We start from the raw sequence: 7,901 nt of genomic DNA on the forward strand, positions 1-7,901 counted from the left end.
GGCGCTGGTTGTGGATGACCCTGCTGGTGCTCGTGCTCGTCGGCTGCGCGACGCTCACCTTCCGCCTCGTCGAATGGCCGCTGCGCGACCGGCTCCGCGGCGTTGCCGCGGCACTGGAGTGATTTACCCCAAGGAGAAGATGATGAAACGCTACGCCATCCTGCTTTTGCTCCTGCCGCTCGCGGCAGGGACCGCCCCCCTCTTGGCCCAGTCGGCGACGCCGGCAACGGAGGAGAAAGCAGTCGAAGACGTGCTCGGCCGGTACAAGGGTGCGGTCGAGAGGCTCGATGCAACAGGAACCGAAGCGCTGTTCGCGCCCGATTCGCAGATCTTCGAAAGCGGCGGCGCAGAGGGCAGCTACGCCAACTACCTGCGACATCATCTCGGCCCGGAGCTCGCAGAATTCAGGGCATTTCGCTTCGCCGATTACAAGGTGTCGGTTCGGTTCGAAGGGCCGGTTGCGATCGCGACCGAGACCTATCGCTACGTCATCACGCCTCGAGAAGGAGATCCGATCGAGCGGCAGGGCGTCGCGACAAGCGTGCTCGTCAAGCGCGATGGCCGCTGGCAAATCCTTACGCTGCACAGCTCCTCGCGCAGACCAAAGGCGTCCTGACGCGCTCGGCGGGCAATTGAGTTTTCCGATCGATCAGGAACTCGCGCATCGCCTAAGGCATGCGCGAGCCGATCGCGTGGTTCGAGGTTGTCAGCAATCGGCTAGGCTGCGAGCGACTCCGTTCGCTCGGCATGCACCCCTTGCCACGCCTCAAGCGCCTGGGCCGAGTAGACCACGCGACGACCGATCTTGCGGAACGCCGGGCCAGTGCCTTGCCAGCGGTACGTCTGCATCGTTCCGACCGTAAATCCCAGCTTTGCAGCCGCCGCGCGCGTGTCCAGCCACTGCGTTCGAATGACCGCACCCAGCACGGGGTCGGAGACCGGTGCGCCGCGATCCGGCGATTGCTCCCAGAAAGCAGCGAACGGGTCTGCATCTGCGGAGTCATTGGCAGCGAGGACTTCCACGGCCTCGCCAAGGCATCGCGCAATTTCCTCGGATATCCGCTCCGCAGCGCTTTTGAGCGGGTGATCGGAGAGATGCGTGTATCGCTCGGTCGTCTTGGCGCTGCGGTGCCCGAGCAGTGCGCCGATGATCAACATGCTGTCGCCGGTGGCGGCGCCGATCGAAGCGAAGCTGTGCCGCAGATCGTGAATCCGCACATCGTCCAGGCCTGCCGTCTTGCGAATACGAACCCAGACTGCCTGCAGGTCCGTCACATGTGTGCCGTCCTTCTTGCCTGGCAGCAGATAGGAGTTTCCTTCGACCGTAGGGACCATGGCGATAATCCGCATCGCCGGGGCACCCAGATGGACGACTTTGGCACCCGTCTTCGAATCAGGCAGGCGGAGGCATCGATGATAGCGGTCGATGTGGTTGTGCTTGAGTTTCAAAATCTCGTTCTTGCGGCACCCGGTCAGGATCAGCAGGCGCAACGCTGCGATTGCGAATTGGCTTTCTACTCCCAGGGACGCCGCCGCAGCCAGGGCCTCACCCAGCCGCGCCAGCTCGGCGGGTGAGAGGAACCGCTCCATCTTCCTGCCGGGGAATTTCCGCACGCCAATTGCGGGGTTGTCCGCGCGCAGCTTGCGCTCGACGGCGACCCCGAGCATCGCGCTGATCGTGGTCACACATTGATTGGCGGCGCCCTTGCCGCCGCGCACCCGCGACAGCCTGCGATGTCCCTTCTTGACGGTTCGGGCGGTCTTCCCGCCCGCGATGTCGCGCAGCATCTGCTCGACGTCGCTGCGCTCGATCTTGGATACCCGCTTCTTGCCGAGCAGCGGGAGGATATGGTTCTCGATGTTGTTGCGAGCCTGCCGGACCGAGCTATCTTTCGCGGTGAACAAGGTCTCGTTCAGATAGATCTCGCTCAAATCTTCAAGCGTGAGTTCTTTGCGTTCTGCAATCTTTTCTTGCTGCGGATCGATTCCATCTACGATCTTGCCTAAGAGGCTCTGCGCTTCGGTGCGCGCTGATTCAGGTGTCCAAGGAGAGCCATGAGGTCCGATCTTGAACCGGCGCTGCCGGCCTTCGATGCGGTACTGGAGAACATAGACAAGCTTACCGGCAGGGGAAATTCTCAGCCCGAAACCAATGACATCACTATCCCACAGGAAGCGGTCGGTTCCGTCAGCTGAAAGGCCATCGACGATCCGCTTCGTGATTCGAACGCGCTCGGTGGACATGCTATATACTCCAACCCGACCTCAGCCTTCCGATAACGTCCGAAATTTGGAAGCAGATCGGAAGCAAGAGGTGGAATATCGTGGGTTAGAGTGTCGCGTTGATGGCTAGGTTAGTCAAGAAAAAATGGCCTAAATCGTAGGTTTGGATAGATTAGCGCAAGTAAAAAAGCGTCTTGGTAAGGCTGAGGTCGTGAGTTCAATCCTCACCGGCAGCACCATTTTCCCCAATCCTGTCCGACAGTTGCGGGGCCGCGTGTGCGGTTCGCGCGGAACCGCTTTGCCCTCCAGTCATTGATGCGCCGCATCAACAGGAGGAAGTTCCAATGAAATCGATCTTCAAGGCGGCGCTGGCGGGCGCCGGACTGGTTGCGCTGGCGGCGTGCGGCGGCGCCGATGATCGCGCGGCGGACAATGTCGAGGCCAATGCCGAGGCGATGGCCGACAATCTCGAAGACCAGGCCGACATGGCCCCCAACGAGACGATGGAAGAGGCGCTGGAGCAGCAGGCCGACAATGTCGAGGACGCGGGCGAGGCCAAGGCCGAAGCGATCGACGACAATGACGACGCGCGGATGGAAAACAGCCGCTGACGCGTTGCCCTGCGCGCGTCGACCGCTTGCGTCGGCGCGCGTCCGGGGGCACCCTGACACCGGTTGCAACCGGAGTTCTGCCATGCGTTTCCTTGCCCTTGCGCTGCTGGCGCTTTCAGCCTGCTCCGGCAGCAGCAATGATGCCCCGCCCGCCAATGGCGTGCTCGCGGACGGGCCGGAAACGGCGATCACCAATGTCGTGGCGACCGATTTACCCGCCGGGGTAGCCGAGCTGGCAGAGGCGACGGTGCCGGGGATGCGGATCGCGGAGGCTGAGCGCAAGGACCGCGACGGGCGGACCTACTATGACGTCGAGGGCACAAGGCCCGATGGCAGCGACGTCGAGATCGACATGCTGGTTCAGCCCGACGGGTCGCTGAAGGCAGTCGAGGTGCAGCGCGACATCGCCTGGGCCGACGCCCCTGCCCCGGTTCGCGCCGCCGCCGCCGCGACCGCCGACGCCTTTACCCCCGAGCGGGTGATCGAAAGCCGTCAGGTCGAGGATGGGCGGATCCTCTACGAGCTGTTCGCGCCGGGCAAGCGGAAGGAACCGGCGATGGAAATCGCGTGGGCGGACGGCAAGGCGACCTTACTGACCGAGCGCGCGGTGCACTGACGCGCTATTTGCCGCCGGCGGCCTTGTCGAGATCGCCGGAAATCCCGCGCTTGATCTCGTCGCGCTGGGTCGCGGCGCTGCGCATCGGGGCGGCGGCGTAGAGGCCGCGCAGATAGCCCAAATCCCATTTGGTCAGCGTCACCGGCACCTCGGCATCGTCGGGCGCGTCGAGGATGGTGAGGATCGTCGGCGCGGACAGGCCCTTGACCTTTTCCGGGTCGGTCTGTGCGAAGGTGCGCATCGCGGCATAGTCAGCAAGCTGGACCGGGCTGAGGCCGATCGCGGCGTCGAGCTGAATCACCACCACCGCGGCGATGAAGATCGGGCGCACGGTGGCGCTGATCCGCGACGGGGGCAGCGGCGAGTTGAGTTCATATTGGCCGGTGTCGGCGTTATACGCGACCGGCGTTCCGCTGCGGTCGAGGCGACCCTCCAGATGCCAGGCGGTCGCCGGGCCGGCCTGTTTCGGGGTGCGGATCGGGGTGCCATAGGCGTCGCGGAAATAGGCCGGGTGCGCCTTTTCGAGCGCAGCGACCATCGCTTCCTTGTCCGAGGCGAAGATGACCAGCGCGTTGGGCTTGCAGTCGGCCTTGTCGGACACCGCGATCCCGGCGGCCTTGGCAACGACCCGCATGCGCGCCGCGATCTCCGCATTGCGCGCCGGGCTCAGCCCGACCGCGCCGGGGCACAAGGTCGTGCGGTCGAACCGCGCCATCGGATCGCGGCCGGGCACATTGGCAAGCGCGCGGACATAGTCGCGGATCTGCTTGTCGCGCTGTTCGGGGGCGGTGATGATGACATCGGCCTGATCGGCGGCAGGCCCCTGCGCCATGACGGGGGCAGCGAGTGCGCAGAGGGCGGCGGCGGTGAGGAAGAGGTTACGCATCATCAAATACTCGATCGTTGCAGCGCCGGTGTATCACTGAAGCAAGACACTTTCAAGACGGTCGCGGCGGCGCACAGGTCGCCGCCGCGCACCGGTTCACCAGCGGACGGTAATGCTGCCCTCACAGCGCCAGTCGCGCTTGCTGTCGGCGGAGCAGGACACCCGCGCCTCGCCGCCGCGCACCTCATCGGTCAGCACGCCCTCGACCAGGCTTGCCTTGGCCTTGACCCGCCCGAGCGTCTCGAAAAAGGTCGGGACACAGGTGTCGTTGACGAACCCGCGAAAGGTTTCGAGGTCCATTTTCATCACGTCGGGATCGACGCGGAAATCGATATGGCAGTCTTGCATCGTCGTTCCTTTCATCGTCAGGTTGCAAAAGGCCGCCCCGCAACGAACGCGGCGGCGTCTCCCCCGGTCTCGAGATTGGGACGCTGCCGGCGCGGCATCGCCTGTTCGAGGGCACGGAAAAGGTCGCGATAGGACCCGGCGAACGCGCCATTGGCCCAGTGGAACAGCAGCTGGCTGGTGAAATAGCCATTATTGGGGGCGTCGGCGGCGAGCTGATCGTCCTGGCACGCCGCGAGATGGATCTTGGCGCAGCGCAGCGCGAGCTGGCGCTGCGGCAGGGCAAGCAGTCGCGCTTCGTCATAGCGTGCGGCGTTCGCGGCGTAGATGTCGCGGGCGACATGCTCTTCGATGTTGCGGAACCGGAGGTCGTCCGCTTCCGGATAGGTCGGGCCGACCCCGCCTTTCGCAAACTCATCCTTGTCGGGTTTGGTCATGAGCCGCGTCGCCGTCGCGCTGTGACAGCTGTCGGTGATGACCAGCACGCGCACTCCGGCTTCGAACCGGGCAAGCAGCCCGTGAACTTCGTCGTCGAGCAGCATCCGGTCGAACAGGCACAAGGTTTCGTCGACCGAATCGGGCTCATCGCCGCCGCCATCGAACAGCTGTGACCCGTGACCGGCATAGGAGAGGAAGAAGGTGTCGCCCGCACCCAACCGCGCCGCCGCCTGGCTGACGGCGCGCGACACCGCCAGTACGGTGGCCGCGTCGTCGAGCAACAGGGTCGATGCGAAGCCCTGCGCATCGGCGATCGCCTTCATCGCCCGCGCATCAGGGACCGCGCCGCGCAAGCGCTGTTCGCTGCCATAATGCGCCGGGGAGACGCGGTTGAGGCCGATATGAACCGAGAGTGCCGCCATGTCCGTTCCTCCGAAAAGGCATCCGCCGGGGAATGCCGGCATCGGGATAGGTTCGTTACGGGGGCGGCACGCGTGATGTCCGTCACGCCCCGGGCCGGTTGTCCGACGATGCTGACAACATTGCGTCGGTGTGCGGCGGAGTGGGCGGGTTCGCGACCGCGGATGGCCTGCGCGGCGACGGGGACGCGACACCGGCGCGACAGGTGCGCGACAGTGGCGCGACGCGGGCGCGACGGGCTGGCGACAGGGTTTGGCGGGGAGGCTCCCGCTACGCGTCCGGGGTGCGACGGTGCGGCGACAGGTTCTGGACGGCGCGGCGCTGCGGGTGGCGCGCTGGCAATCGCATGGCCGATTCACACGGGACGGTGGCGGCGGTGTCGGGCTCATCCGACAGCATGAACCCGATGGTGCCCGTGTAGGACAGGGGGCGGCGAGGCGTGTTGGATGGATTGCGCGCGGGGTGTGGCGCGGGTGCCTCCGTCAGGGAGAGCCGGTCAGCGCGCCGCGCCTCCCGAATAGGCGGCCATGATCGCCTTGAGCAGGCCCGGGAAGCGCCCGTCGATCTCTTGGCAGCGGGCATAGTTGCGCATCTCCACGCCGTGCCGTTCCGAGCGGATCAGCCCTGCTTCGCGCAATATGCGGAAATGCTGGGACAGCGAGGATTTGGGGATCACCCGCTCCCCGGTGTCGGCCAGCGTCGCGCAGCCCTGGACACAGCCCAGCCCGGCAATCTCCGCATAGATGCGCGCGCGCTCCGGATCGGCGAGCGCGTGCAGGATCGCCTGCGGCGTCACGCTGTCGACGGTGGGATGGACGAAGGGGCGCATGATAAAAATCAGATAGGCCCCCTTGCCGCCTTGTTCAACAGTTCCATATTCCCGAACTATCGCACTAACGCGGCCAGTCCGGCGGCGGGCGAGGGACAAGGAATTGCAGTCATGAGTCGTTTGCAGGGCAAGGTCGCGGTCGTCACCGGCGCGTCCAAGGGAATCGGCGCGGCAATCGCACGGGCGCTGGCCGCCGAGGGCGCGGCGGTCGTGGTCAACTATGCCAGCAGCCGCGAAGGCGCGGACGCCACCGTCGCGGCGATCGAGAGCGCCGGCGGCAAGGCGCTGGCGGTGCAGGGCGATGTCGCCGACGCGGCACAGGCCACCGCGCTGATCGACGCGGCGACGCGCGAATTCGGGCGGCTGGACATCGTGGTCAACAATAGCGGCGTCTATGCCTTCAGCCCGATCGAGGCGTTCGACCCGGTCGAATATCACCGCATGTTCGGCATCAACGTGCTGGGCCTGCTCAACGTAACCAAGGCGGCGGTGCCGCATCTGGGCGCGGGGGCGAGCATCATCAACATCTCGTCCAACATCACCCGCATGAAGATGCCGGGCGCGTCGCTCTACACCGCGACCAAGGCGGCGGTGGACGCGATCACCCGCGTGCTGTCGAGCGAGCTGGGCCCGCGCCAGATCCGGGTCAACGCGATCTCGCCCGGCATGACGATGACCGAGGGCACCGACGCGGCGGGCATCGTCGAGGGATCGGACTTCGCCAACCAGATCGTCGCGCAGACGCCGCTGGGCCGGGTCGGCCATGTCGACGACATCGCGGTGGCGGCGGTGTTCCTGGCGTCGGACGCGGCGCGCTGGATCACCGGCGAGGTGATCGGGGTGAGCGGCGGGGCGTGACCCGCAGCGCCGTCGCGCGCGCCGCAGATCGCGGCGGCGCGGCGGCACGTCGCTTTCGGGGATGGCGAGTTGCGCCTGACACCTTCCGGCGAAGCTGACGAAAACATGCGGGTTGCGGGCTGACTGGACGGGATGACACCCGCGAAGCGCCCGCGACGCGACAGGTGCGCGACACACAGGCGACAGGTGCGCGACGATTGCGCGACGGGTGCCCGACTGTGCCGCGACGGGTTCGGACCATCGCGCGACTGCCACGCGACCGATTGGCGACAGGAAGCGACGGCGGGGCATCAGCGACGCGACGGCGGCGCGACGGGGGCCGGCTTTGGTGCGCTGGGTGCGGCGGGGTCGCGCGGGGCAAGCGGATCGGGGGCGAAGGGATCGGCGAGCCGTGCGGCGTGCAGTTCGAGCGCGCGGCTCCACGCATAGTCAAACGGCGTGCCGGTCAGGCGATGGCGCAGCGCATGCGCGCTGGACCGCGACATGCCCGCCGCGCGGGCGGCGCGGGCGATGCTGCCGGTTTCGACAAGCGCGGCGAGGAAGATGCGCTGCTTGGCCGGAGTCCAGTGTGCGCGGGCGGGCGGAGGGGTTTGTTGGGTCATCCGACAGGATGAAGCGGATTGCGGGCGTGTAGGACAGGGGTGGCGGGGCGTGTTGGACGGATTGCGCGCGGGG

The 7,901-nt window shown here is 66.3% G+C and carries 10 protein-coding genes; 4 read left to right on the plus strand and 6 right to left on the minus strand.

Annotated elements, in window-relative coordinates:
• Positions 1-142 precede the first annotated feature (142 nt).
• Positions 143-616, plus strand: a complete 474-nt coding sequence (locus AX681_RS17450) for a YybH family protein (RefSeq protein WP_066658532.1) — start codon at positions 143-145, stop codon at positions 614-616.
• A gap of 101 nt (positions 617-717) precedes the next feature.
• Here AX681_RS17450 and AX681_RS17455 read toward each other — a convergent pair whose 3' ends face one another.
• The gene (locus tag AX681_RS17455; RefSeq protein WP_066658516.1) at positions 718-2,244 is read right to left on the minus strand and encodes a tyrosine-type recombinase/integrase; all 1,527 of its coding nucleotides are present in this window, start codon (positions 2,242-2,244) and stop codon (positions 718-720) included.
• 323 nt (positions 2,245-2,567) lie between these two features.
• On the opposite strand from AX681_RS17455, the gene AX681_RS17460 reads away from it, so the two are divergent.
• Positions 2,568-2,834, plus strand: coding sequence for a hypothetical protein (locus AX681_RS17460; protein WP_066658523.1), 267 nt, complete (start codon positions 2,568-2,570; stop codon positions 2,832-2,834).
• A gap of 82 nt (positions 2,835-2,916) precedes the next feature.
• On the plus strand, positions 2,917-3,450 hold the full coding sequence (locus tag AX681_RS17465; RefSeq protein ID WP_197421847.1) for a PepSY domain-containing protein: 534 nt from the start codon (positions 2,917-2,919) through the stop codon (positions 3,448-3,450).
• A gap of 4 nt (positions 3,451-3,454) precedes the next feature.
• Here AX681_RS17465 and AX681_RS17470 read toward each other — a convergent pair whose 3' ends face one another.
• The 4 genes from AX681_RS17470 to AX681_RS17485 all read right to left on the minus strand — a co-directional run bounded on the left by AX681_RS17470 (position 3,455) and on the right by AX681_RS17485 (position 6,368).
• Positions 3,455-4,336 carry a hypothetical protein gene (locus AX681_RS17470; protein ID WP_197424318.1) on the minus strand — a complete coding sequence of 294 codons (882 nt, stop codon included), beginning with the start codon at positions 4,334-4,336 and terminating at the stop codon, positions 3,455-3,457.
• A 96-nt stretch (positions 4,337-4,432) separates the two neighbouring features.
• The gene (locus tag AX681_RS17475; RefSeq protein WP_156442658.1) at positions 4,433-4,684 is read right to left on the minus strand and encodes a hypothetical protein; all 252 of its coding nucleotides are present in this window, start codon (positions 4,682-4,684) and stop codon (positions 4,433-4,435) included.
• A 17-nt stretch (positions 4,685-4,701) separates the two neighbouring features.
• Entirely contained in the window at positions 4,702-5,541 is an 840-nt protein-coding gene (locus AX681_RS17480) for a caspase family protein (protein WP_066682561.1), read from the minus strand.
• 494 nt (positions 5,542-6,035) lie between these two features.
• Positions 6,036-6,368, minus strand: coding sequence for a winged helix-turn-helix domain-containing protein (locus AX681_RS17485; protein WP_066657086.1), 333 nt, complete (start codon positions 6,366-6,368; stop codon positions 6,036-6,038).
• A gap of 111 nt (positions 6,369-6,479) precedes the next feature.
• Between AX681_RS17485 and AX681_RS17490 the strand changes: the two genes are divergently transcribed.
• Complete coding sequence (locus AX681_RS17490; RefSeq protein ID WP_066657088.1) at positions 6,480-7,226, plus strand: glucose 1-dehydrogenase; 747 nt, start codon at positions 6,480-6,482, stop codon at positions 7,224-7,226.
• 290 nt (positions 7,227-7,516) lie between these two features.
• On the opposite strand, the gene AX681_RS17495 is transcribed toward AX681_RS17490, so the two are convergent.
• Positions 7,517-7,828: a hypothetical protein gene (locus tag AX681_RS17495; RefSeq protein ID WP_066682563.1), complete on the minus strand. Its 312-nt coding sequence runs from the start codon at positions 7,826-7,828 to the stop codon at positions 7,517-7,519.
• Positions 7,829-7,901: the final 73 nt, after the last annotated feature.

Origin of the sequence: Sphingomonas sp. CCH9-E2 (genome assembly GCF_001557215.1) — a bacterium.
In the GTDB taxonomy this organism is placed as follows: Bacteria; Pseudomonadota; Alphaproteobacteria; order Sphingomonadales; family Sphingomonadaceae; genus Sphingomonas.